The organism is Alkalibacillus sp. S2W (assembly GCF_046764385.1).
Classification (GTDB): Bacteria; Bacillota; Bacilli; order Bacillales; family Alkalibacillaceae; genus Alkalibacillus; species Alkalibacillus almallahensis.
On the sequence record NZ_CP177234.1, the window covers coordinates 1218201 to 1241546 of the forward strand.

Below are 23346 nucleotides of genomic sequence, written 5' to 3' on the forward strand. Positions count from 1 at the left end.
GTTATCAAAGCGAGCTAGGGTTGGTGTGAGCCTGGTGATAACACTTGTAGGAAGATCATCCTGGAGCACCCTTTTTGAAATGGCAGTAGAGAAGGGCGGTTCATTCACGTTACGAATGACGAGTGGAATGATGAAGGTCATTCAACTAGGGTGGTAACGCGAGCTTTCTCGTCCCTTATTAGGGGTGGGAAAGCTTTTTTTGTGAACACAAATAAAAAGGAGATATAAGGAGGATTCTCATGAGTTATAAAGACACGTTGTTAATGCCGAAAACGGAATTTCCGATGCGCGGTAACTTGCCAAACCGTGAGCCAGAAATGCAACAGAAATGGGAAGATGAAGCCATTTACGAAAAAGTGCAAGAACGGACAGAAGGACGCCCGCTCTTTGTCTTACATGATGGCCCCCCATATGCGAACGGCGATCTACACATGGGGCACGCATTAAACAAAGTTCTAAAAGATTTTATCGTCCGTTATAAATCTATGGCCGGCTTTCATGCACCATATGTTCCAGGATGGGATACACATGGTTTACCGATTGAAGTGGCTTTAACAAAGAAAAAGAAAATTAATCGTAAAGAAGTTCCTGTTCCTGAGTTTCGTGAAATGTGTAAACAGTATGCTCTAGAACAGCTAGACAATCAGAGAACACAATTTAAGCAACTAGGTGTGCGAGGCGATTGGGATAATCCATATATTACGCTTAATCCGTCTTTTGAAGCACAACAAATTCGTGTATTTGGCGAAATGGCGAAAGCAGGTTATATCTATAAAGGGAAAAAACCAGTCTATTGGTCACCTTCATCTGAATCAGCTTTAGCAGAAGCGGAAATTGAATATCATGATAAAAAATCCCCTTCAATCTATGTTGCGTTCGATGTGACGAATGGAAATGGTGTTTTAAATGGTGATGAGAAATTTGTTATTTGGACGACAACCCCATGGACAATTCCGGCTAACTTAGCGATTGCTGTGCATCCTGATCTTGATTATGTCGTGGTATCGACAGATCAAGGAAACTTTGTGATTGCAGAAGATCTTTTAGAAGAAGTTGCGGAAAAAGTAGAATGGCAAGAATATTCCATTCGTTCTCGTCATAAAGGTAAAGACTTAGAATATGCCAAAACACAGCATCCACTTTATGACCGTGAATCACTCATTATCCTTGGAGATCACGTGACTACTGAATCTGGTACAGGGTGTGTTCATACAGCACCTGGTCATGGTGAAGAAGACTACTGGATTGGTAAGACATATGGTTTAGATGCATTGTGTCCCGTGGATGAGAAGGGGGTTTTCACCGAAGAAGCACCTGGTTTTGCTGGCGAATTCTATGATAAGGCAAATAAATCAATTACGGAGCAATTAAATGAAAATGGAGCTTTATTAAAACTTGAATTTATGACTCACTCATACCCACATGATTGGCGTACGAAGAAACCGACAATCTTCCGTGCAACATCACAGTGGTTTGCATCCGTTAGTGATTTTCGTAATGATTTACTAGACGCAATTGAAAAGGTTGATTGGCACCCACATTGGGGTGAAACACGCATGTACAATATGGTGCGTGATCGTGAGGATTGGTGTATTTCTCGTCAGCGTGTATGGGGTGTCCCAATTCCTGTATTCTATGCGGAAAATGGCGAAGCAATCATTACTGACGAAACGATTGCCCACGTTTCCGACTTGTTCCGTGAACACGGTTCAAACATTTGGTTCGAACGCGATGCTAATGATTTATTACCTGAAGGCTTTACTCATCTAGGAAGTCCAAATGGTGAATTTACAAAAGAGACGGACATCATGGACGTATGGTTCGATTCAGGTTCGACTCACCAAGGTGTCTTACAAGAGCGAGAAGATTTAAGTCGTCCAGCTGATCTATACTTAGAAGGCTCTGATCAGTACCGTGGTTGGTTTAATTCCTCATTAACGACTGCCGTCGCAATTACTGGCGAATCACCATATAAAGGTATTTTAAGCCATGGGTTTACTCTAGATGGTGATGGAAGAAAGATGAGTAAGTCACTTGGAAATGTGATGGTTCCGTCTAAAATCATGAAACAGCTTGGTGCTGACATTTTACGCCTATGGGTGGCAAGCTCAGATTATGGTGCTGACGTTCGAGTTTCCAATGAGATTCTAAAACAAGTTTCAGAGGTTTATCGTAAAATTCGTAATACGATGCGATTCGTGTTAGGTAATTTACATGACTTTGATCCGAGCATCCATCGTGTTGCTGAAGAAGATTTAGAAGAAGTTGACCGTTACATGCTAATTCGTTTGCAAGAAACGGTAGCGAAAGTACGAAAAGCGTATGATAATTATGAATTCGCAACCATTTATCATACAATCAATAATTTCTGTACAGTTGACTTGAGCTCGTTCTATCTTGACTTTGCGAAAGATGTCTTATATATCGAAAAACAAGATAGCCATCGACGTCGTAGTATTCAAACGGTTTATCATGAGATTGTAGTAAGTTTAACACAGTTACTCTCACCAATCTTAGCTCATACAGCAGATGAATTATGGCAACATATTCCTGGTGTTGAAGCTGAAAATGTACAGTTAACGGATATGCCAGATGCTCGTCATGTCGTTGGTGAAGAAGATACCAAAGCGAAGTGGCAACAATTAATGGCCGTACGTGAAGATGTCTTAAAGGCATTAGAAGCTGCGCGTGATGATAAGGTGATTGGTAAATCCTTAGAAGCACATGTTACGATAGTACCGAAAGATGAACAAACACGTGACTTATTAGAGTCTGTGGATCATCTTCATCAATATTTAATTGTTTCAGAAGCTTCTGTTGTCGAACATTATGATCCAGCGAAAGCTTATGAACATGTATCAGTTGCGGTTGATCGCCATGAAGGCGAAACGTGTCAACGTTGCTGGGTATCATCCCATTCTGTGGGTCAACACAGTGATTATCCAGATTTATGTGATCGTTGTGCAGACGTTTTATCATCATAATACGATCATTCAACGAGCTAACCCTTAAGAACCAGGGTTAGCTCTTTTTTTGATTAACAACATTAATCGTGTTTTCAGTCGTTTTATGGTAAAATGCAAGAGGAAAAAAGTGAATATGGAGGTTATGATGCGTTGATTTATTATATATTAGCTTTATTTTTAATAGTCCTAGATCAAGTCACAAAATGGGTCGTCGTTAAAACGATGGACGTTCGAGATTCAATTGAAGTCATTCCAGGTTTCTTTCACATCACATCCCACCGAAATAGTGGAGCCGCTTGGGGCATGCTAGAAGACCAAATGTGGTTATTCTATATCGTAACGGTATTCGTTGTTGGTGTCATCGTCTATTACATGATTCAGTATCGTCATGGATACAGACTATTGAATATTGGATTAGCCTTCATATTAGGCGGTGCAATAGGTAATTTTATCGACCGACTCCGAATTCAAGAAGTGATCGATTTCTTTGATTTTATGATATTTAATTATAACTTCCCGATATTTAACGTAGCGGACAGTGCATTAACAGTTGGTGTTATTCTGATTATTATCTTGATGTTATATGACGAATGGCAGAATAAGAAAGGTGAAAAACATGACGGAAAAACAACAAATTAAAGTGGATCATACTTATCAAGGAAAACGTCTTGATCATGTTTTAGCGCAATTAAATCAAGAAGCTTCTCGTTCACAGGTTCAGTCATGGGTGAAAGATGGACATGTTACTGTAAACGGGAAACAAGTTAAGAACAATTATAAGTGTCAATTGAACGATCTTGTAGAATGGCAAGAGCCAGAACCAGAAGATATGACACTTGAGCCTGAAAACATCCCATTAGACATTCGGTTTGAAGATGAACATTTGCTTGTTGTGAACAAACCTAAAGGGATGGTTGTCCATCCTGCTTTTGGCCACGAAAAAGGGACGCTCGTGAACGCTTTATTATATCACTGTAATGATTTGTCTGGTATAAATGGGGTTAATCGTCCAGGTATTGTTCATCGCATTGATAAAGATACAAGTGGCCTGTTAGTCGTTGCTAAACATGACAAAGCGCATGAGCGACTATCAGAACAATTAATGAATAAGGAAATTAAACGTCAATATGAAGCACTCGTACATGGCGTTATTTCGCATGAATTAGGTACGATTGATGCTCCTATTGGACGTGATCCTAATGACCGCCAAAAAATGGCGATAGTGGATGAAGGTAAGCCAGCTATTACCCATTTTTCCGTCGTTGAAAAGTTCAATGATTACACACATGTCAGTTGTGAACTAGAGACGGGGCGAACGCATCAAATTCGTATACACTTTAAGTACATTAATCATCCATTAGTAGGTGATCCGAAATATGGTTATCGTAAAACCTTAGATACTGATGGTCAGGCGCTCCATGCGAAAACATTATCTTTCACACATCCGATAAATGGTGAGGATATGATGATCACCGCAGAGCCACCACAAATCTTTTTAGATACGATTGAAAAAATTAAGAGAATGACTTGACTTTTTTCTACAACACGTTAAAATATGTAATAGTGAAATTAAATTTAAACCTTTAAACGTAGTCCCGTGAGGCTAGTAAGGTAACGATATAAACATAGTTAGGGATTCGTGTATCTCCCCCCCCTTTCTCGTTACCTGAAGTAGCGGGAAAGGGGTTTTTTGTGCCAATCGGAGGTGATCTTGTGGAAGAAAAAACACAGTTATTAGATGAAGCAGCAATTGGACGTGCGATTAAACGGATATCGCATGAGATTATTGAACGTAATAAAGGAACTGAGGATTTGGTATTAGTAGGGATTAAAACAAGAGGAACACCTATTGCTAATCGGATTCAAGAAACAATCGAACAAATTGAATCGGTCACCGTTCCAACGGGCGAGTTAGACATTTCGCTCTACCGTGATGATCTAACTGAAATCGATAACCATGATGAAGCCCAGTTAAATCAAACGAATATTAACGAAACACTAGAAGGAAAAACAGTGATTTTAGTTGATGATGTGTTATACACAGGACGAACAGTTCGCGCAGCAATGGACGCGATTGTTGATATTGACAGACCTAAACAAATTCAACTCGCTGTCTTAGTTGATCGTGGTCACCGTGAATTGCCAATTCGAGCTGATTACGTAGGGAAGAACATCCCTACCTCTCAAGAAGAAGTTATTAAAGTTCATTTAGATGAAACGGATGAACATGAACAAGTGAGCATCTACGAATAATTGAATAAAAGACCTTTAAGGAAGTCCAGCGAGGCTTATAAGGTCGTGAAGTTGCGTGCATGGGGAAAAGTGTACGCATGCCTCTTTGCGATCTTATCGTAAAGAGGCTTTTTTTATAGCACAAAAAGGAGTGGAAGCAAATGAGTGAACAGGAAAAAGTATTAGATGTAAGAGATGTACCGAATAAAGCGAGATGGTTTTGGCTGAGTTTACAACATTTATTCGCCATGTTTGGCGCCACGATTTTAGTTCCGTTTTTAGTAGAGATGCCAGCAAATGTGGCACTTGTGACAAGTGGTATCGGAACATTAGCTTATCTCGTCATTACAAGAGGTCAAATACCGGCTTATCTCGGTTCGAGTTTTGCTTTTATTGCACCGATTCAGGCTGCAAGTGTGGCTGACGGACTGCCAGGTGCAATGGTAGGTGCTTTTTTAGCAGGACTCGTTTACGGTCTCGTTGCGATGCTGATCAAAGTAAGTGGCGTCAATTGGTTACTTAAATTACTGCCACCTGTCGTAGTCGGTCCTGTGATTATGGTGATCGGTTTAGGTTTAGCACCGACAGCGATCGATATGGCGATGTATAACAGCGAAGGGGATATTCATTTTACATACATGCTCGTAGCACTGATTACGTTGCTCATTACGGTGATTGGCTCAGTTTATTTTAAAGGATTCTTTAATGTCATCCCAATCTTACTTGGGATTGTCGGTGGTTATCTTACAGCTTTAATGGTAGGCATAGTCCAAACAGATGGTATTCAATCAAGCTTTCAAGCATTAACGTCCAGTCGTTCGTTCGGGGAAATGATGAATGCAGTGTTTGTCGTGCCAGATTTCATCATTCCATTTGTCGATTATCAACCGCTCGATGTATTAAGTCTATCAGTCGTTTTTATCATGGTCCCAGTCGCTCTAGTGACGATCACAGAACATATCGGTGACCAAATGGTGTTATCAAAAGTGGCTGATCGGAATTTTCTTAAGTCACCTGGTTTAGGTAGTTCGATTTTAGGTGACGGTGTGGCAACAATGATTGCCTCAATTTTAGGCGGACCACCTAACACAACATATGGTGAAAATATTGGTGTGCTTGCGATTACGAGAGTTTTCAGTGTGTTCGTCATAGCTGGTGCGGCTGTCTTAGCGATTTTATTCGGATTTATCGATATCATAGCTGTCTTAATTGAATCAATCCCAGAAGCGGTAATGGGTGGTGTGTCCATCTTATTATTTGGTGTGATCGCATCGAGTGGTATGCGGATGTTGATTGATAATCAGGTAGATCTAGGAGTTAAACGGAATCTCATCATCACTTCGGTTATTTTAGTGATCGGAATTGGGGGAGTTGCTATACCAGTTAGCGAACAAGTTGAGATTCCTGGATTGGCGGTTGCAACGATTGTCGGAATTATATTGAATGCAATTCTACCTGGTGGAGAGAACGCTAGAGGAAATGGTCAATTATTTGAGGATGAATCATAAGGGGGAAGGTAATTGTGAATTTATATCAAATGGATGATTTATCAAATGATGAGATTCACGATGTTCTTCAGCTAGCTGAACAGTACAAACGTGAGGAACGGAAGCAATCATTCGAAGGACGAACGGGCGCCTTATTGTTTTATGAACCATCGACACGAACAAAGATGAGCTTTGATATGGCTTGTCAGAAACTTAATATTCCAGTTTTATCATTCTCTGAAGCAACTTCGAGTGTCACAAAGGGTGAATCTTTGTACGACACGGTAAAAACGGTCGAAGCAATCGGCGCTGATTTTGTTGTCATTCGCCATCCTGATGCAAATTATTTTGATCAATTAACAGGCATAAACATCCCGGTTATAAACGGAGGTGATGGGACAGGTGAGCATCCGACTCAATGTTTGCTTGACTTAATGACAATCAAGGAACAGTTCCAAGAATTCGCAGGGTTAACAGTGACGATTTGCGGTGATATTCGCCATAGTCGTGTCGCTAGGTCGAATGCGTTTGCGTTAAATAGGCTTGGTGTTCACGTAAAGCTATCTGCTCCAGAGGCGTGGCAAGATGATACATTGCCATTTCCGTATCAATCGATTGATGACGCTGTAAAAGACTCTGATGTTATGATGCTTCTGCGCGTGCAAGCTGAGCGTCATGACAGTCCAGTCAGTTTCGATCATTATTTAACATCGTATGGTTTAACGATTGAGCGGGCTGAGCGTATGCGAACCAACAGTATGATTCTGCACCCAGCCCCGGTCAACCGAGGCGTTGAAATCGACTCTAAGTTAGTCGAAAGTAAGAAGTCATTCATTTTTAAACAAATGGAAAATGGTGTTTATGTAAGGCAGGCAGTGATCGATTTATTACTTAATCAAGGAGGAATACATAATGAGAAAACTGATTAAAAATGTGATGTATCAAGGGGAAATGACGCATGTGTTAATTGACCAAGGTAAAATTGCGAGCATTGGCGATGTCGACTTAGGTGAAGCCGATCATGTGATTGATGGTCAGGGCCAACAAGTTGCGCCCGGTTTCGTTGATTTACACGTGCATTTGCGTGAGCCGGGTGGAGAGCGAAAAGAAACGATCGCTACAGGAACACAAGCTGCTGCGCGCGGTGGTTTTACAACGATTTGCGCCATGCCGAATACGAATCCTATTCCAGATGAGGAAGTTAATCTTGCCTTTGTTCAAGACCTAATTAAACGTGATGCTTTCGTGCGTGTGCTACCTTATGCAGCGATTACAACTGGGCAATCTGGTGAATCTTTAGTAGACATGAAGCGATTAACCAAACAAGGAGCTGTTGCCTTCACCGATGATGGGGTAGGTGTTCAATCAGCTGGCACCATGTTTGAAGCCATGCAACAGGCAGCTCAAGTGGGTCAACCAGTCGTCGCTCATTGTGAAGATAACTCCCTTGTGTATGGTGGTGTTATGCATGATGGTGAACGAAACAAGTCATTAAATTTACCAGGGATTCCATCGCTTAGTGAATCGGTTCAAATTGCACGTGATGTCCTTTTAGCAGAAGCTGCACATTGCCATTATCACGTTTGTCATGTCAGTACGAAAGAGTCCGTTCGAGTTATACGAGATGCGAAACGAGCTGGCATCCATGTGACAGCCGAAGTCACACCTCATCACTTACTTCTATCAGAAAACGATATTCCAACAGACGAGGCTCATTATAAAATGAACCCACCTCTTCGAAGCGAAGCAGACCGTCAAGCGTTAATTGAAGGGTTGGAAGACGGTACAATCGATTGTATCGCAACCGATCACGCGCCTCATACCTCAGATGAAAAATCGAACGGATTTTTAGCTTCACCGTTCGGGATAGTTGGGTTAGAAACGGCTTTTCCTCTTTTATACACTCACTTTGTTGAAGCGGATCATTGGTCAATTGAACAACTAGTCGACTGGCTAACCGTTAAACCAGCCACAATATTTCACTTACCATATGGTCGACTCGAAATGGGCTCTCCTGCTGATTTGGTGCTCATCAACACAACAAATGAATCCGTCATTGATTCAAGTGAGTTTTTATCAAAAGGACGTAATACACCATTTCACGGCTATACAGTTAAAGGTATTCCAACGTTAACCATGATTAACGGTGACATTGTTTGGCAAAAGGAGGAGACATATGCATAAACGTTATTTGTTGTTAGAAGATGGTTCTTTATTTAAAGGGCAAGCGTTTGGAGCTGACTTAAATCATCATATCGGAGAAGTTGTGTTTCAAACAGGAATGACAGGTTATCAAGAAACATTGTCTGATCCATCTTACTGTGATCAATTGATCGTGATGACGTATCCTCTGATTGGTAATTACGGGATTAACCGAGATGATTTTGAAACGGTAAGACCTGCGTTATCAGCGTTAATCGTCAAAGAAGTGGCAACGTATCCTTCAAATTTTAGAAGTACGATGTCATTGGACGATTATTTAACACAGAAAGAAATTCCAGGGTTAAAAGGAATCGATACAAGACGACTTGTTAAGAAGATCCGACAAAAAGGGACGATGAGAGGTGTCTTACTAGATCATATAGATGAAATGGATTCCTTATTAGAAACGATGAAAGAAACAACACTGGCAAATGATCAAGTCAAGCGTGTCTCTGCTGCTAAACCATATGTTATCCCAGGTAGAGGTTATCGCGTCGTCTTAGTCGACTACGGGATGAAACATGGGATGTTACGCGAATTAACAGAGAGAGGCTGTCACGTGACGGTCGTACCCTATGATGTCACAGCCCAAGAGGTGCTACAACTCGAGCCAGATGGTGTCATGTTATCGAACGGGCCAGGAGACCCAAAAGATGTCCAAGAAGGGATCAACCTTGTTCAAGACTTAATCGGTTATGTTCCGATATTTGGCATTTGCCTTGGCCATCAACTCATTGCATTAGCAGCTGGTGCTGACACTGAACCGTTAGATTTTGGTCACCGTGGCGTCAATCACCCTGTAAAAGTCGTTAATACAGGTGAGGCTTGGATGACATCACAAAACCACGGATATACGGTCTCAGAATCATCGCTATCCAACACGCCTCTCCGTGTAACTTATCGGGCAATTAACGACGGGACGATTGAGGGGTTGAGTCATCAAGAATATCCAGTGTTCTCTGTCCAATTTCATCCAGAAAGCGCACCCGGACCGCATGATGCGAATGGGTTATTTGATCAATTTTTAGCCATGATGAAACAGACTAAAGAAGGAGGCGTGGCTTTATGCCAAAACGAACTGATCTTAAACGAATCCTAGTGATTGGCTCAGGACCAATTATCATTGGGCAAGCTGCTGAATTTGATTATTCAGGAACTCAAGCCTGTCAGGCGTTAAAGGAAGAAGGCTATGAAGTTATTTTAGCCAATTCAAACCCTGCAACGATTATGACTGATGAAACGGTAGCCGATGTTGTTTATATGGAACCATTAACGGGTGATTTTTTAGCTAAAATCATTCGCCAGGAACGACCAGATGCCTTGCTACCGACTTTAGGTGGTCAAACAGGTTTGAATATGGCGACTGAATTACATCAACGTGGCGTGTTAGAAGCTTATAATATTGAGTTATTAGGAACGAATTTAGAAGCGATCGAAAAGGCTGAAGACCGTGACCTCTTTCGGCAATTAATGCTCGAACTTAATGAACCAATTCCTGAAAGTACGATTGTAAGCTCAGTTGATGAAGCGGTTAAGTTTGCAGGGCAAATTGGTTATCCGACGATCGTAAGACCAGCCTACACGTTAGGTGGAACAGGAGGTGGCATGTGTGAAGATGAAGCCACGTTAATCGAAACCGTTCAAAATGGCTTAGCTGTTTCACCTGTAAGTCAATGTTTAATCGAGCGTAATATCGCAGGTTATAAAGAAATTGAATATGAAGTGATGCGTGATGGGGAAGATCATGCCATTGTTGTTTGTAATATGGAAAATATTGATCCAGTTGGGGTGCATACGGGAGACTCGATTGTTGTTGCTCCATCCCAAACATTAAGTGATCGAGAATATCAATTGTTGCGTGATGTGTCGCTTAAATTAATTCGCGAATTAAATATTGAAGGTGGTTGTAATGTCCAGCTGGCGTTAGATCCTAACAGTTTTCAGTATTATGTCATCGAAGTGAATCCACGTGTTAGTCGTTCAAGTGCGCTTGCGTCGAAAGCAACGGGTTATCCAATTGCGAAATTGGCTGCTAAGATTGCTGTCGGCTTAACGTTAGATGAGATGCAAAACCCTGTCACTGGCCGAACATATTCACATTTTGAACCTGCTTTAGATTATGTCGTTACGAAAATTCCACGGTGGCCGTTTGATAAGTTTCAAGCTGCTAATCGTCAGCTTGGAACGCAAATGAAAGCAACTGGTGAAGTGATGGCGATTGGGCGCAATTTTGAAGAATCGCTACATAAAGCGGTCCGCTCACTTGAAATAGGAACGGAAGAATGGCATTTACCCGTTTTAAGACAGGTTGAAGAAACAGAGTTAGAAGAACGTTTAGCGAAACCAGATGATGAGCGCTTATTTGTGTTAGGTGAAGCATTTCGTCGTGGGTATTCAGTAGACAATATTCACACTATCACCCAAATAGATCCTTGGTTTTTACACAAATTCAACCAACTTATCGTCGTAGAACAACAACTAGTTAAACAGCCCTGGCAAGTTGAACCTTTAAAAGAAGCTAAAGAGTTAGGCTTTTCTGATCAAGCCATAGCTCGTTTATGGGAAACTAAAGAACAAATAGTATATGACTGGCGTCGGAATCATGACATCGTTCCTGTTTATAAAATGGTTGATACATGTGCAGCAGAATTTGCATCAGAAACTCCGTATTTCTATAGCACGTATGAAGAAGAGACCGAATCCATTCGTACCACGCGTCCTAAAGTCGTTGTTCTCGGATCAGGTCCGATTCGAATAGGGCAGGGGGTTGAGTTTGATTACGCCACGGTTCATTCTGTATTAGCACTTAAAGAAGCGGGGTATGAAGCGATTGTGATCAACAACAATCCTGAGACAGTATCAACTGATTTCCAAATATCCGATAAATTATATTTTGAACCGTTAACGATTGAAGATGTCATGCACGTCATTGATCATGAACAACCTGAAGGCGTAATTGTCCAGTTCGGGGGACAAACAGCGATATCACTCGTCGATGAGTTAGAGAAGCGAGGGGTAACGATTTTAGGAACGTCGAAATCATCCATCGACAGAGCAGAGGATCGAGATCAGTTCGATCAGTTATTAGAAGACTGCCAAATCGCAAGGCCAAAAGCTGGTATGGCAACAACAGAAGAAGAGGCGAAAGAGCTCGCACGAGAAATCGGTTATCCAGTTTTAGTTCGCCCATCATATGTCTTAGGTGGACGTGCGATGGAAATTGTTCATGAAGAATTTGAATTGACGCGTTATATGAGTGAAGCAGTCAGTGTTCATCCGGAACGACCAGTTTTAATCGATCGATATTTAATTGGTCAGGAGTTAGAAGTTGACGCTATTAGTGATGGGGAGACGGTTGTTATCCCAGGCATTATGGAACATATCGAGCGGGCAGGCGTGCATTCTGGTGATTCCATGGCTGTTTACCCAACTCAACATATTCCGGATTCAGTCAAAGCACAGTGTGCCGAAATCACGACGGCAATTGCTAGGGCGTTGAATGTAAAAGGATTGCTCAATATTCAATTCGTTTATCATGATGGCGATGTTTATGTGTTAGAAGTCAATCCTCGCGCAAGTCGCACCGTTCCATTTTTGAGTAAAGTCACTAGCGTTAAGATGGCAAATATCGCAACCCGCGTTATGCTAGGTGAAACTTTATTTGATCTCGGGTTTGCGGGTGGATTATGTGAAGAAGACGACACGATTTCGGTTAAAGTCCCTGTCTTTTCATTTGAGAAATTACGTCAGGTCGAGATCACACTTGGTCCAGAAATGAAATCTACAGGCGAAGTGATTGGCCGTGATCAGACATTAGAAAAGGCTCTGTATAAAGGGATATTAGCGTCAGGTTTAAAAGTTCCAACAGGAGGCAGTGTGTTATTAACAGTAGCGGATCAAGACAAGTCAGAAATGATTGAATTAGCTAAAAGGTTGAACGCATTAGGATTTCAATTGTATGCAACAACTGGTTCAGCACAAGCGATTCGAGAGGCTGGATTAGCGGTTGAAGAAGTGAACAAAATTAAGGATGATCAGTGCCACATCTTACATGTTATTGAGGAAGGTCATGTTCATTTGGTCGTCAACACTTTATCAAGAGGCAAACAGACAGAAACAGATGGCTTCCGCATACGCCGTAGTGCGGTAGAACATGGTATTGCGTGTTTAACATCATTAGATACAGCTGGGGCGATGGTAAGTGTGATTGAGTCGATGAGTTTTGCAGCGAGTCCAATGCCGAAGCAAGAGGTTGTGAACGTATGATCGTTGAAGATATGACGATTCAGAAAAACGAATGCATTGCGTTAAACACATTTGAAATGGTGATATCAGGTGAAGAGATTCCGCTTCAAATACAATCAGGACAGTTTGTTCATATACAGATTGGTGATGGAAAGTTAAATATGCTTCGTCGACCAATATCAGTTGCAGATATTAACCGTATCTCAAAAACAATTACGCTCATCTATCATGTAACAGGTGATGGGACTAAATGGTTGTCTACTCTTACTGAAGGAACCATGGTAAATGTACTTGGCCCACTCGGTAATGGTTTTGAAATTAAACATGCAGAAGGTAATCATATTTTAGTTGTCGGAGGTGGTGTCGGCGTTCCACCGCTATTCCATTTAACAAAACAACTTGTAAGACATCATCAAGTAACCGTTGTTTTAGGGTTCGCAACACATGAAGCCATTTTCTATGAATCTGCTTTTCAACAATTAGCTGAGACTTATGTAGCAACAAACGATGGAACTTATGGTTACCACGGAGTTGTCACAGATGTCATCAACCAGTTAGATCAACCTTTTCAATATTATTATGCTTGTGGACCATCGCCGATGTTACAAGCTGTACAAAGACAAATGACAGATACGCATGGTCAATTATCTTTCGAAGAACGAATGGGGTGCGGAGTCGGCGCTTGTTTTGCATGTGTTTGTGAAGCAAAGAATGACAAGGGTTATGTAAAAATTTGTCAAGATGGCCCTGTATTACAAGCAAATGAGGTGATTCTATGAATTTAGAAGTCACATTAGGTGATTTACATTTAAACAATCCGATCATGCCAGCATCAGGTTGTTTCGGCTTTGGTCGTGAATTTAGTGCGTTCTATAACTTGAATCAACTAGGAGCGATCGCGATTAAAGCAGCTACGGGTGAAGCGAGATTCGGCAATCAGACACCTCGAGTTGCTGAAACATCCTCGGGCATGTTAAATGCGATAGGCTTACAAAACCCTGGGGTTGACGGGATTATTGAAAAAGAATTGCCCTTCTTAAATCAGTATAATGCACCCGTCATAGCCAATATTGCAGGGAGCACACTTGAGGAATACGTCGAGGTCGCTCGAAAAATGGCTGAGCAGTCTGTGGTTAAAGCATTAGAATTAAATATTTCATGTCCTAATGTGAAGGAAGGCGGCGTGCAGTTCGGTACGGATGCCAACTTAGCTTATCACGTTACCCAAGCCGTCAAATCAGTGTCAACTAAGCCAGTTTTCGTTAAACTTTCCCCAAATGTAACAGATATTACGGATATCGCAACGGCTGTAGAAAAGGCTGGAGCAGACGGTCTATCAATGATTAATACCTTAACAGGAAGACGTATTGATTTACATCAACAATCGCCGATTATTGCCAATGGTTCAGGTGGTCTATCAGGACCGGCGATTAAACCAATTGCAATTCATATGATTTACCAAGTCCGTCAAAAAACAGATTTACCCATTATTGGAATGGGGGGCATTCAATCAACGGAAGATGTACTCGAATTTTTACTAGCTGGTGCTGATGCAGTCGCGGTTGGAACAGCGAATTTCCAAAACCCGTTCATATGTGAACGATTAGTTCAAGACTTACCTAACACATTACAAGCTTATGGGTTTAATTCTGTAAAAGAAGTGAGGGACGCGCGATGCAGCCATCAATCTACCTCGCTTTAGATGTTCGAAGCGTCGAGGAAGCTAGATATTTTTTAGAAAATCATCATTTAGAAGGTGTTCCAGTCAAAGTTGGCATGCAACTCTTTTATAGTGAAGGGCATCACATCATCGATTATTTAAAAAGGAATCACCATCCGATTTTTTTAGATTTAAAGTTACACGACATTCCTAATACCGTCTATGAAGCCATGCGACGATTAGCACAGTATGAACCATCAATCGTGAACGTCCATGCAGCAGGTGGAAGCAAAATGATTGAAGCTGCTAAAAATGGATTAATCGCTGAAAATAGTCAATCTCAGTTATTAGCCGTTACCCAATTAACCTCAACAGATGAGACAATGCTCGAATCGGAATTATTAATTCAAAAAAGTATGGAAGAAACAGTGCAACACTACGCACGTGTTGGTCAAGAAAGTGGGGCTGATGGTGTTGTTTGCTCGGTTCATGAAGTCCCTTTGATTAAACAATATTGTGGTTTAGATTTTAAAACATTAACCCCAGGGATTCGTCTTGCAAATGGGGATCATCACGATCAAACGCGTATAGCGACTCCTCTTAAAGCAAAAGAAGCGGGAAGTGACATGATTGTGGTTGGTCGTGTTGTCACACAAGCTGACGAACCAAAACAAACCTATCAATCAATCGTAAAGGAGTGGTCCTATGCATCAGCAAACAATAGCTGAACAGTTAATTCAGATAGAAGCTATAAAAATTAATATGAATGAACGTTTTACATGGTCGTCAGGTATTACGTCACCTGTTTATTGTGATAATCGTTTAACGATGTCCTATCCACAGGTTCGCCGACAAATTGCGGGGCAATTAGCTAATCAAATTGACAGGTCCCAAGTCGATGTGATTGCTGGATGTGCCACAGCAGGAATTCCTCATGCGGCTTTTACGGCGGAGTTGCTAGATTTACCGATGATTTATGTACGCAGTAAACCGAAAGGGCACGGGTTAGAAAATATGATTGAAGGTCGCGTCGATTCAGGTGATCGTGTTGTGGTAATTGAAGATTTGATTTCGACTGGACAAAGTGCAACAAAGGTCGTCGAAGCCTTAAGGGAAAAAGGTTGCGAAGTGTTGTATGTGTTATCGATCTTTACTTATGGATTAGACGTGGCAGAAGAACAGTTCAATCAAAAGGGGATTATTAATACTAGCCTAGTGACATTTGATGAGATCGCCAACTTATTGAGGGATAAAGGTGAAATAAATCAATATGAATATAATGCCTTACTAAAGTGGCGTGATCATCTTATATTAACAAGCTCTGAATCTTAAAATTTAATTAGGATAACTAGCTTATAACAACTAATTAATTGAATCTCTTACAATTCACTATTTTCCTCTGTTCTGTTAAGGATTTCCGAAAGATTCTCAAAAAAGGATTTTTATGGTATAGTGTCGTTTATATCATTTATAAAATCTAATTTAGGAGTTTGTGAGATGAAAAAGATTGGTACAGTCAGTTGGGTATCTTTAGCTTTAAGTATGTTACCTGTTTTTGCTATATTCATGCTATTAAGAGGTTATGAAATTTCGCTATTAGTAATAGGTTTCTCTTTATTTGGATCTATAGGGTTTTCAATCATAGCCCTCTATAAGCAGAATGAAAAGAATACCATTCCTTTAATAGCCTTTATTATAAGTTTTGGAGTTTTTGCATACCCGATTTTAATTATAGTTGGTTTAGCAGTAGGTAGCTAATAGTATATGGATATGTTGATTAAGAGTTGTTGGAGTATAATAGTTGGACAAGGTATAAATGGTTACTAGTTATTTAGGGTAACATAAATCTTTTTACATAAAATGAACCACATTGAAAAGGGCTTTAAACTAAAGAACGTTCAATGAAGGGGGTTTAGAGATGAAAAAGATGACTATATTAAGTTGGTCGTCATTCGTTTTTAGTGTCATACCTATTTTCATTTTTATAGCTATGCTGGGAGGTAGAGACTTTTCTGAAGTAATGTTATTTTTACCTTTAGTAATCGCTGTAACTTTGGCCCTGATTGGGATCATGCGTGAAAATGAGAAAAATATAATCCCAATTATGTCGTTAATTGTAAGTATCGGTATTGGAGCATTTATATTTTTAATTATAGTTGTTTCTGGTATGGGCCAACCTACTTAAGAAACCTGCCGGCATCATTTATATACTGTATATGACATGAATTTCTCAATATAATTATTGCACTTTATTTAAGGGCTCTGTTAAAGTTTAATATTGATATACAGAGAAAAAACATAACTTCCTTAAAATTGGAATTTATGTTTGATTTTATTGCTTTATTGAACGAACGCACCCTTTAGTTTAATACACACTTGCTGAAGCTATACTCCACATAATAAGTGTAAAAGATATTGTAATCCAAACAGTATTGACTGTAGTTTCTTCTTCATTTTTTACCTTTTTCAATATAGAAACTAAATTCAAACAAAATACAACACACAAGATAGGCATTAAGAACCACCCTATGTAAAAAGAAGCAATAATCATAGTATCTATTTTCCTCCCCAAATTTAAGTATTTATTGTTGCTCCACGTAACTGCTCAGTTAGTTGAACACAGAAAAACTTTATAGAGTACACTTAGATAATCTAAGTGTATCATATGTTTCTATATTTGGAATTAAATTCCCTAAAATTATTAAGTCATTAATTATAACCTCATTTTGTTGGTGTTTGAAGCTTTCTAAGGTTTAGAACCACGCTAAGTAATTATCCAAATACTCGGTCATTGACGAAGCAGTAAGAGCATTGATTAAATATTCTTTTAACCGATGCTTTTCTGCGAAATCAGATATCAACAACAAGCTTCAACAGAGCCTGTTTAAAAAGAAACACCCGAAAGATTGAAAAATCAATCTTTTGGGTGTTATTTTGATTAATTATTATTTAACGAAACGGTATTATGTTGGCTGGTTTTCTGTTACTTTCATGTGCTCAATCTGTCTTTCATCAGGCGTTACATAAACAGTCTGTTGGTTGTCATATGTTACATAACCTGGTTTTGCTCCGTTTGGCTTACGGACATTCTTAATTGCTGTATAATCGACTGGCACAGTTGATGAATGTTTCGCTTTACTGTAGTACGCCGCAATCATCGCCGCTTCTAAGATGGTTTCGTTACTTGGATCACTATGGCGAATAATGACGTGTGAGCCGGGAATATCCTTTGTATGCAACCAGATATCATTCTTATTTGCCATTCGATTCGTCACGAATTCGTTTTGTTTATTATTGCGACCCACGATGAGTTCTGTTCCATCTGAGGCCTGATAGTGGTCAGGTTGCAACCATTTTTGTTTTTTCTTCTTCGACTTTTGTTGTTTTGCTTTTAAATAACCTTCTTCTTCGAGTTCTTCGCGCATATCTTGCACATCATCTTGTCTTGCTTGTTCGAGTTGTTGAATTAAGCGTTCGAAATAGTCGATTTCTTGTTTGGCTTTTTCAATTTCAACGAGGACGACTTCTTTTGATTTCTTCAACTTTTGATACTGTTTAAAATAATATTGTGCATTATCACTTGGCGACTTGTTTGGATCCAACTCAAGCGTGATCGTTTTTTGTTCTGGGTCGTAATAATCCATGACATTAACCGTTTCATCACCTAATTTCACGAGGTGTAAGTGGGCCGTTAATAGTTCGCCGTATTTTTGATAGTCTTCAGCTTGCTCAGCTTTGGCTAACGTTTTTTCTTGTTTTTTGATTTTCCGTTCATTTTTCGCTTTTTCGTTTTTTAAGAAGCGCATTAAATCATGTGTTTGGTTTTTTATTCGGTCGCGTTCAGCTTTACCTGCATAATAATCGTCTAGCATGCCACTGATTGAGTCGAACGTTTTCGTCTCTTGGTCAAAAGTGACTTCTGGTAAGACATGAAAGTCTTCCTGTTGTCCGATTGCGCGTTTCGGTTCATAATGATGATTAATCAAATGATCCTTAAATGTCTCAAACACGTCAGCATACGCTTGATTATCGCCTAAGTAAGCCTCGCTTGCTAATGCTTTCGTAACAAGTGGAGAACATCCCATTAACAGATTCAACATTTGTCGGTCGATTTTTCCTTGGAGGAAATCGAGCTTACGGACAAATGAATCACCGTCTAGTTCAAGCGGATTAAGTTTACCTTGTTCAGGCGGAGCAATATACGTCTGACCAGGTAAAATCGTGCGGTGACGGTTTTGTGCTGGACTGATGTGTTTTAAACTGTCTAATATGACATTACGTTCAGGATCGACGACCATGACGTTACTGTGTTTGCCCATTAATTCGATGATTAAGGTTTTGGATTGTTCATCGCCAATTTCATCTTTGCTGCGGACTTTAATATGAATAATGCGTTCTAATTCAACTTGTTCAACCGATTCGATGAACCCAGCGCCTAAATATTTACGTAAGACCATGCAAAACATCGGTGGTTCTTTCGGATTTGTATATTTTTCATTCGTTAAATGAATGCGAGCATAACTTGAATGCGTTGAGATGAGTAGGCTGTGATTCTTCCCACCACTACGAACAGTTAAAATGAGCTCGCTATCAGTTGGTTGGTATATTTTTTGAATGCGACCACCTTGTAAACTTGTTAATTCATTCGTGATCGCACGGGTTACTACTCCATCAAATGGCATATTTATCACCTCATAGGTTTTCAGTATAGCATGAACAATTACGGATTTTATACCATTAATTAGTTGAAAAGTTATTCGAAATAATGCGAGAATATGTTAGGTACTAAATAAAAGATGGTGATTATAGTGATAAAAAGTATGACAGGATATGGCCAGGCTGTTGAAACATATCATGACCGACAAATTTCTGTAGAAATCAAAACCGTGAATCATCGCTTTTTAGATTTTTCTTTTAAATTGCCAAGAGAATTAACAGCTTTAGAAGATAAGATAAAAACACAGTGTCGAAATTGGTTTAATCGAGGACGAATAGACATATGGGTTCAAATGAATGGAGAATCATTGAGTGAACCCACAATCAATGTTAATTGGCCTTTATTGAATCAATATTTAGCTAAAGTAGATGAAATTAAAGACGAAACAGGGATTTCGGGCGATATAACGATTAATCATCTATTACAACTAGAGGGTTTGTTTGAAAAAGACGAATCTAACCAAGTAGATGAAGCGTTAGAGCAAGTGATTATGGCTACTTTGGAAAAAGCGCTCGCCAATACTTATCAAATGAGAATCGATGAAGGTGAGACATTAAGGCAAGATGTGTTACAGTATAATGAAGAGATTAAAAAGCTAGCAAATGAATTGAACGATAACCGTGAAACGCTGAAACAACATTACTATGATCGTGTATTAGTTAGACTCAAAGATACATTGAAGGAAGTAGATGTTGATCACCAACGTTTAGTTCAAGAAGTAGCAATGTTGGCCGATAAGGGAGATATAACGGAAGAAGTGACACGTCTATTGTCGCATACTGAACAAATAGATGAATTGCTATCTTCTAATCAAGCTGTTGGGCGTCAGTTAGATTTTTTATCTCAAGAATTGCATCGTGAAGCGAATACAATTGGATCGAAAGCGAATGATATTGCTTTAAGTAAGCAAGCAATCGCATTAAAGAGTGTTATTGAGAAAATCAAAGAACAAGTCCAAAATATAGAATAATATTTGAGTTTTTGCTTATATTTAGTCTATAATAGAAGTATTCTATAAAGAAATAAGTTAGGGGAGACAATAATGAATTTGAAATTAATTAATATCGGGTTTGGTAATGTTGTGTCTGCCAATCGCATTATCTCGATTGTATCACCCGAATCAGCCCCGATTAAACGAATTATTACTGTTGCACGTGATAGTAATAAGTTAGTAGATGCTACATATGGAAGACGTACACGTGCTGTAATCGTAACTGATAGTGACCACGTTATTTTATCTGCTGTGCAACCGGAAACAGTTGGACAACGTGTCGTTAATGAAGATATGAACATCGACAACTAGGAGGAAGTTTTGTGAAAGATGAAAAAGGAATTCTGTTTATCCTTTCTGGCCCCTCTGGTGTCGGGAAAGGAACGGTTCGAAAAGCCCTTTTCGATCAAGATCCAGCATTAGCTTACTCAATTTCCGTTACGACGCGCAACCCTCGCGAAGGCGAAGAAGATGGCGTCGATTACTTCTTTAAAACGAAAGAAGAAGTGAAAAAGATGATTGAACATAACCAATTAATTGAGTATGCTGAGTATGTGGGGAATTATTATGGAACACCTAAGACATATGTTGAAGAGACACTAGCCCAAGGACGTGATGTGTTTTTAGAAATAGAGGTCAAAGGTGCTTTGCAAGTTAAAGAAAACTTCCCAGAAGGTGTGTTTATCTTTTTATTCCCACCAAGTTTAGAAGAATTGAAAAATCGCATCATTAATCGAGGCACTGAAGATCAATCAATTGTCAGTAATCGATTATATGAAGCGAAAAAAGAAATTGAAATGATGGATGCATACGATTATGTAGTCGTGAATGATGATATTAATTCTGCAGTTAGACGTATTGAATCCATTGTTGAAAGTGAACACTGTAAGCGAGAGCGCATCGCTTCACAATATAAAAAAGCTTTAGGGAGTGTTGATCTATGATTTTAGAGCCGTCAGTAGACAACTTATTAGAAAAGATTGACTCAAAATATGCAATCGTGATTGCAGCTTCAAGTCGTGCACGTGAATTGCATGATGAACAGAATTATATGCTTGATGACCATAAGTCACCGAAGTATGTTGGTCAAGCATTAGAAGAAATCATCGAAGATAAGCTAACGATTGAAGACTATAAATAATAGGTATCTTAGCGTATGCAGGTTGGTGATGAGATGGTATTAAGCCATGCACCACCTAGCGCAAAACATGATGACCCAATCAAGGAACAACCTGCTTATGATCAGGTTGTTCTTTTTTAGTAGAGAGCTTTGTTAAAGTCCGTTGTTGAACTGTGATCCGCTTTCGGTGGACGCTTTCCGCGGGCACGGCTCGAGCCTCCTCGGAAATTAAAGGAACTTCGGCTAAGTTCCGGACGTCAATCACAAACGCCGAAGTGACCCACATCCTATGGGCCTCTGGGGGTCTCGAGACACGTGCTGTTCCCGTGACGGCCAGGACGGCCTAATGTCGACGTTGGTCACAGGACGTGACCGAACTTAGTCGACCAGGAGTCACCACCTTCGCTCCTCACAATTCAACAACTCAGTGCTACATCAATTGAAAATCAATACTAAGCTTTAACAGATTTTAGTTGAAATTAATGAAATTGAACGTCATGTTAAAGATGGAGGCGAAACCCATGGAACAACAAAAACATGTATTACTAGGAGTATCAGGAGGCATTGCTGCGTATAAAGCATGTGCACTAACAAGCAAGTTAGTTCAACGTGGTTATGACGTGAAGGTAATCATGACAGAAGGAGCTACAGAATTTGTTAATCCATTAACATTTCAAGCTCTATCACGAAATCCTGTTTACACAGATGCCTTTGATGAAAAAAATCCCGAAAAAATCGCTCATATTGATTTAGCAGATTGGGCTGACCTAACCATTTTAGCTCCAGCAACAGCACATCTATTAGGGCGAGTTGCCAATGGTTTAGCAGATGATATGTTAACAACAACATTACTCGCAACGATAAGCCCTGTTTATGTAGCGCCAGCGATGAATGTTCATATGTATGACCATCCAGCTGTTAAGCATAACTTAACGACACTAGAGGCATACGGCTATCGTTTTATTGAACCAGGTGATGGTTATTTAGCTTGCGGTTACGTAGGTAAAGGCCGATTAGAAGAACCAGAGCGCATTATCGATGTGGTAGAACAAACTGAAAAACAAGACGCTTATCAACCCTTAGCTGGAAAACAAGTATTAGTCACAGCAGGACCGACAATTGAAGCAGTAGATGCTGTTCGTTATTTTACCAATCATTCTTCAGGTAAGATGGGTTTTGCCATTGCTAAAGTAGCACGTGAATTAGGTGCAAATGTCACATTAGTCAGCGGTCCAGTTGAACTGGAAACGCCTCCTAATATTGAACGCGTGGATGTGACGACTGCAGAAGAAATGTATGATGCGGTCATGTCTAGGTTTAATAATCAAGATATTGTAGTTAAAGCTGCGGCTGTTGCTGATTATAAGCCAACCAATCAGCATGACCGTAAGATGAAGAAACAATCAGGTGACTTAACACTTGAATTAACAAGAACACGAGATATTTTACAAGCCCTTGGTGAAGTGAAAACAACTCAATATCTAGTAGGGTTTGCAGCAGAAACAGATGATCCTATCACGTACGGTCGCGATAAGATGGCCCGCAAGAACTTAGATGCGATTGTCGTTAATGATATTAGCCAAGATGAACAAGGGTTTAAGACGGACACGAACGCTGTTGAAGTCCTAACAAATAAAGGTGAGCATCAATCAATTGCGCTTCAATCAAAAGAAAACGTTGCACAACAATTGTGGTCGATCTTAACGAAAGAAATGTAGGTGAAAAG

Annotated in this window: 21 protein-coding genes, 1 pseudogene and 1 other annotated feature (1 of these 23 cut by a window edge); of the genes and pseudogenes, 20 read left to right on the forward strand and 2 right to left on the reverse strand. The window is 39.9% G+C overall.

The window, feature by feature from the left end; translation table 11 throughout:
• Positions 1 to 179: a binding site (T-box leader), on the forward strand (it extends 34 nt beyond the left edge of the window).
• Between the two features lie 60 nt (positions 180 to 239).
• The 15 genes from ileS to ACKXGF_RS06680 all read left to right on the forward strand — a co-directional run bounded on the left by ileS (position 240) and on the right by ACKXGF_RS06680 (position 16977).
• Positions 240 to 2984 (forward strand): isoleucine--tRNA ligase, encoded by a 2745-nt coding sequence (ileS, locus tag ACKXGF_RS06610; RefSeq protein ID WP_411955396.1) that lies wholly within the window; start codon positions 240 to 242, stop codon positions 2982 to 2984.
• A gap of 132 nt (positions 2985 to 3116) precedes the next feature.
• Positions 3117 to 3605, forward strand: a complete 489-nt coding sequence (gene lspA, locus ACKXGF_RS06615; protein WP_411955397.1) for a signal peptidase II — start codon at positions 3117 to 3119, stop codon at positions 3603 to 3605.
• Positions 3583 to 4497, forward strand: a complete 915-nt coding sequence (locus ACKXGF_RS06620) for an RluA family pseudouridine synthase (RefSeq protein WP_411955398.1) — start codon at positions 3583 to 3585, stop codon at positions 4495 to 4497. Before lspA ends, ACKXGF_RS06620 begins: the two co-directional genes overlap by 23 nt.
• Positions 4498 to 4679: 182 nt before the next feature.
• On the forward strand, positions 4680 to 5219 hold the full coding sequence (gene pyrR / locus ACKXGF_RS06625; protein WP_411955399.1) for a bifunctional pyr operon transcriptional regulator/uracil phosphoribosyltransferase PyrR: 540 nt from the start codon (positions 4680 to 4682) through the stop codon (positions 5217 to 5219).
• Between the two features lie 140 nt (positions 5220 to 5359).
• Positions 5360 to 6706: a uracil-xanthine permease family protein gene (locus ACKXGF_RS06630; RefSeq protein WP_411955400.1), complete on the forward strand. Its 1347-nt coding sequence runs from the start codon at positions 5360 to 5362 to the stop codon at positions 6704 to 6706.
• A gap of 11 nt (positions 6707 to 6717) precedes the next feature.
• The gene (locus ACKXGF_RS06635) at positions 6718 to 7614 is read left to right on the forward strand and encodes an aspartate carbamoyltransferase catalytic subunit (protein WP_411955564.1); all 897 of its coding nucleotides are present in this window, start codon (positions 6718 to 6720) and stop codon (positions 7612 to 7614) included.
• Positions 7598 to 8869, forward strand: a complete 1272-nt coding sequence (locus ACKXGF_RS06640; protein ID WP_411955401.1) for a dihydroorotase — start codon at positions 7598 to 7600, stop codon at positions 8867 to 8869. Before ACKXGF_RS06635 ends, ACKXGF_RS06640 begins: the two co-directional genes overlap by 17 nt.
• Positions 8862 to 9986 carry a carbamoyl phosphate synthase small subunit gene (locus tag ACKXGF_RS06645; protein WP_411955402.1) on the forward strand — a complete coding sequence of 375 codons (1125 nt, stop codon included), beginning with the start codon at positions 8862 to 8864 and terminating at the stop codon, positions 9984 to 9986. The genes ACKXGF_RS06640 and ACKXGF_RS06645 overlap by 8 nt, the downstream gene beginning before the upstream one ends.
• On the forward strand, positions 9953 to 13153 hold the full coding sequence (carB, locus tag ACKXGF_RS06650) for a carbamoyl-phosphate synthase large subunit (protein WP_411955403.1): 3201 nt from the start codon (positions 9953 to 9955) through the stop codon (positions 13151 to 13153). The genes ACKXGF_RS06645 and carB overlap by 34 nt, the downstream gene beginning before the upstream one ends.
• The gene (locus ACKXGF_RS06655) at positions 13150 to 13911 is read left to right on the forward strand and encodes a dihydroorotate dehydrogenase electron transfer subunit (protein ID WP_411955404.1); all 762 of its coding nucleotides are present in this window, start codon (positions 13150 to 13152) and stop codon (positions 13909 to 13911) included. The genes carB and ACKXGF_RS06655 overlap by 4 nt, the downstream gene beginning before the upstream one ends.
• The gene (locus ACKXGF_RS06660; RefSeq protein ID WP_411955405.1) at positions 13908 to 14834 is read left to right on the forward strand and encodes a dihydroorotate dehydrogenase; all 927 of its coding nucleotides are present in this window, start codon (positions 13908 to 13910) and stop codon (positions 14832 to 14834) included. The genes ACKXGF_RS06655 and ACKXGF_RS06660 overlap by 4 nt, the downstream gene beginning before the upstream one ends.
• Positions 14807 to 15520: an orotidine-5'-phosphate decarboxylase gene (gene pyrF / locus ACKXGF_RS06665; RefSeq protein WP_411955406.1), complete on the forward strand. Its 714-nt coding sequence runs from the start codon at positions 14807 to 14809 to the stop codon at positions 15518 to 15520. The genes ACKXGF_RS06660 and pyrF overlap by 28 nt, the downstream gene beginning before the upstream one ends.
• Complete coding sequence (gene pyrE / locus ACKXGF_RS06670) at positions 15498 to 16124, forward strand: orotate phosphoribosyltransferase (protein ID WP_411955407.1); 627 nt, start codon at positions 15498 to 15500, stop codon at positions 16122 to 16124. Before pyrF ends, pyrE begins: the two co-directional genes overlap by 23 nt.
• A 165-nt stretch (positions 16125 to 16289) precedes the next feature.
• A complete protein-coding gene (locus ACKXGF_RS06675; RefSeq protein ID WP_411955408.1) occupies positions 16290 to 16550 on the forward strand; it encodes a hypothetical protein in 261 nt (86 codons plus the stop codon).
• Between the two features lie 160 nt (positions 16551 to 16710).
• Entirely contained in the window at positions 16711 to 16977 is a 267-nt protein-coding gene (locus ACKXGF_RS06680; RefSeq protein ID WP_411955409.1) for a hypothetical protein, read from the forward strand.
• Positions 16978 to 17422: 445 nt separating this feature from the next.
• Here the strand turns inward: ACKXGF_RS06680 and ACKXGF_RS06685 are convergent.
• Both ACKXGF_RS06685 and ACKXGF_RS06690 read right to left on the reverse strand, forming a co-directional pair.
• A pseudogene (locus ACKXGF_RS06685) lies at positions 17423 to 17581 on the reverse strand (IS1595 family transposase); the annotation flags it as partial.
• Positions 17582 to 17755: 174 nt separating this feature from the next.
• Positions 17756 to 19474, reverse strand: coding sequence for an NFACT family protein (locus tag ACKXGF_RS06690; protein ID WP_411955410.1), 1719 nt, complete (start codon positions 19472 to 19474; stop codon positions 17756 to 17758).
• A 126-nt stretch (positions 19475 to 19600) separates the two neighbouring features.
• Between ACKXGF_RS06690 and ACKXGF_RS06695 the strand changes: the two genes are divergently transcribed.
• The 5 genes from ACKXGF_RS06695 (at position 19601) to coaBC (ending at position 23338) form a co-directional block, all read left to right on the forward strand.
• Positions 19601 to 20479 (forward strand): YicC/YloC family endoribonuclease, encoded by an 879-nt coding sequence (locus ACKXGF_RS06695; protein WP_411955411.1) that lies wholly within the window; start codon positions 19601 to 19603, stop codon positions 20477 to 20479.
• 72 nt (positions 20480 to 20551) lie between these two features.
• A complete protein-coding gene (remA, locus tag ACKXGF_RS06700) occupies positions 20552 to 20812 on the forward strand; it encodes an extracellular matrix/biofilm regulator RemA (RefSeq protein ID WP_167259949.1) in 261 nt (86 codons plus the stop codon).
• Between the two features lie 11 nt (positions 20813 to 20823).
• Positions 20824 to 21444, forward strand: a complete 621-nt coding sequence (gene gmk, locus ACKXGF_RS06705) for a guanylate kinase (protein WP_167259951.1) — start codon at positions 20824 to 20826, stop codon at positions 21442 to 21444.
• Complete coding sequence (gene rpoZ / locus ACKXGF_RS06710; protein ID WP_167259953.1) at positions 21441 to 21641, forward strand: DNA-directed RNA polymerase subunit omega; 201 nt, start codon at positions 21441 to 21443, stop codon at positions 21639 to 21641. The genes gmk and rpoZ overlap by 4 nt, the downstream gene beginning before the upstream one ends.
• 500 nt (positions 21642 to 22141) lie before the next feature.
• Positions 22142 to 23338, forward strand: a complete 1197-nt coding sequence (gene coaBC, locus ACKXGF_RS06715) for a bifunctional phosphopantothenoylcysteine decarboxylase/phosphopantothenate--cysteine ligase CoaBC (protein ID WP_411955412.1) — start codon at positions 22142 to 22144, stop codon at positions 23336 to 23338.
• The last annotated feature ends 8 nt before the right edge of the window (positions 23339 to 23346 follow it).

Bases quoted from the DNA above. Each gene is read 5' to 3' on its own strand.
- ACKXGF_RS06655 (WP_411955404.1), top strand. From the start codon at position 13,150: ATGATCGTTGAAGATATGACGATTCAGAAAAACGAATGCATTGCGTTA.
- remA (WP_167259949.1), top strand. From the start codon at position 20,552: ATGAATTTGAAATTAATTAATATCGGGTTTGGTAATGTTGTGTCTGCC.
- carB (WP_411955403.1), top strand. From the start codon at position 9,953: ATGCCAAAACGAACTGATCTTAAACGAATCCTAGTGATTGGCTCAGGA.
- ACKXGF_RS06640 (WP_411955401.1), top strand. From the start codon at position 7,598: ATGAGAAAACTGATTAAAAATGTGATGTATCAAGGGGAAATGACGCAT.
- ACKXGF_RS06630 (WP_411955400.1), top strand. From the start codon at position 5,360: ATGAGTGAACAGGAAAAAGTATTAGATGTAAGAGATGTACCGAATAAA.
- pyrE (WP_411955407.1), top strand. From the start codon at position 15,498: ATGCATCAGCAAACAATAGCTGAACAGTTAATTCAGATAGAAGCTATA.
- pyrF (WP_411955406.1), top strand. From the start codon at position 14,807: ATGCAGCCATCAATCTACCTCGCTTTAGATGTTCGAAGCGTCGAGGAA.
- ACKXGF_RS06680 (WP_411955409.1), top strand. From the start codon at position 16,711: ATGAAAAAGATGACTATATTAAGTTGGTCGTCATTCGTTTTTAGTGTC.
- coaBC (WP_411955412.1), top strand. From the start codon at position 22,142: ATGGAACAACAAAAACATGTATTACTAGGAGTATCAGGAGGCATTGCT.
- ACKXGF_RS06620 (WP_411955398.1), top strand. From the start codon at position 3,583: ATGACGGAAAAACAACAAATTAAAGTGGATCATACTTATCAAGGAAAA.
- ACKXGF_RS06645 (WP_411955402.1), top strand. From the start codon at position 8,862: ATGCATAAACGTTATTTGTTGTTAGAAGATGGTTCTTTATTTAAAGGG.
- ACKXGF_RS06690 (WP_411955410.1), bottom strand. From the start codon at position 19,474: ATGCCATTTGATGGAGTAGTAACCCGTGCGATCACGAATGAATTAACA.
- rpoZ (WP_167259953.1), top strand. From the start codon at position 21,441: ATGATTTTAGAGCCGTCAGTAGACAACTTATTAGAAAAGATTGACTCA.
- ACKXGF_RS06675 (WP_411955408.1), top strand. From the start codon at position 16,290: ATGAAAAAGATTGGTACAGTCAGTTGGGTATCTTTAGCTTTAAGTATG.
- ACKXGF_RS06660 (WP_411955405.1), top strand. From the start codon at position 13,908: ATGAATTTAGAAGTCACATTAGGTGATTTACATTTAAACAATCCGATC.
- ileS (WP_411955396.1), top strand. From the start codon at position 240: ATGAGTTATAAAGACACGTTGTTAATGCCGAAAACGGAATTTCCGATG.